Annotated in this window: 2 protein-coding genes; both read left to right on the forward strand. The window is 58.1% G+C overall.

The features are described from left to right. On the forward strand, positions 1-682 hold a 682-nt coding region (locus ACYVJT_RS15245; protein WP_499418559.1), incomplete at its 5' end, for a Mu transposase domain-containing protein. A 3-nt stretch (positions 683-685) separates the two neighbouring features. Continuing rightward, positions 686-1258: an ATP-binding protein gene (locus ACYVJT_RS15250; RefSeq protein ID WP_499418561.1), complete on the forward strand. Its 573-nt coding sequence runs from the start codon at positions 686-688 to the stop codon at positions 1256-1258. Positions 1259-1371 lie beyond the last annotated feature (113 nt).

Below are 1371 nucleotides of genomic sequence, written 5' to 3' on the forward strand. Positions count from 1 at the left end.
CAATCACCGTGAGCACGCCGCCGGATTCATCCCAGCAGAACGCCTCACACAAGAACTACAGCATCTGCATCCCGTGCCGGCCGAGCCCTATGAACTGGCTGTGGGCCAGCAGCGGTCAGTGCCGGCCAATACGCCAATGGTCACCTACCAGCATGTGCAATATTCGGTGCCCTATGCGTATATGGGCGCCAACGTCATGGTGCGCGAGGATCGAGTCAACAATGCGCTGGTGATCACCGCGCGTGATGGTGATGGCATCACCCGCCATATTGCCAACCACCAGCTGGGTGCTCGAGGCGACATCATCATGGACGATGCGCATTTCCCAGCCACCACAGCCACCGGCCCGCAACAACGCAGCATCATGCCAAAATCTGCTGCAGAAAAACAATTCCTGGCGATTGGTGCCGGAGCGCAGGCTTATGTTCGAGCTGCCGCTGCTGATGGGACACCCCGGCTGAAAGAACGTATCCCGTTACTCACAGCACTCACGGCGGCTTGGCCGACCAGCCAAGTCAATGACGCGTTAGCCACCGCTGCAGCGGTGGGCCGGTTTTTGGTGGCCGATGTGGAATCCATCCTGCAACGCGCCCCCGTGACCACCACCGAGCCCCGCAGTAGTGCTGATCACAGTTTGGCCCAGGGTACGGCCGGCTGGCAGCTGATGGGACAGGTGGCCTAACCTATGAGCATCACCACCACACAAACCACCTTGGATCCAGGCTTGTTTGAGGCCATGAAATATCTGAATATGCCACACGCCCGCCGCCAAGCCGCCGAACTGCTCGAGACAGCCCGGGTGCAACGTTGGGGACCCCACGAAACCCTCGCCGCCGTACTGGAGATTGAAGTCACCGGCCGCCAAGCTGTGAGCCTGCAACGCCGCCTGCGGGCACTGGGGGTGCCCGAGTCCAAAACCCTGGACACCTTCAATCCAGAACTATCGACCGTGCCAGACCAAACCCTGAATTATCTCACCGAACTCGACTGGGTAACGCGCCAGGAAAACCTCGTCATCGCCGGGCCTGCCGGCACCGGAAAAACCCATCTCTGCCAGGCGTTGGCGCATAAAATCGTCACCACTGGCGGCAAAGCCCAATGGATCACCCTGGCCCAACTCGAGGAGCTGGTAGCAGCCTATCGAGTAGATAACCGGGTCGAGAAAAAGATCCACACCCTGACCAATTGCGATCTGATCGTCATCGATTTATGCCGAGGTGGGGATTATGTCGATAAGTCTGCTGACGGGTGGCTCTGATCGTTGAGAACACTGTCTTTGACAGCTTTTTCTAGCTGAGACGTATCGGCATAATTACGGCTGGGTCATGATGTTTTCTAAGGAACAAAACGTTCCTGATGGGAGAACAGATC

The sequence above is a fragment of the Yaniella soli genome, assembly GCF_054782375.1.

What these genes read in the sequence shown, in the direction of transcription:
- ACYVJT_RS15250 (WP_499418561.1), top strand. Translation starts at nt 686, where the DNA reads ATGAGCATCACCACCACACAAACCACCTTGGATCCAGGCTTGTTTGAG.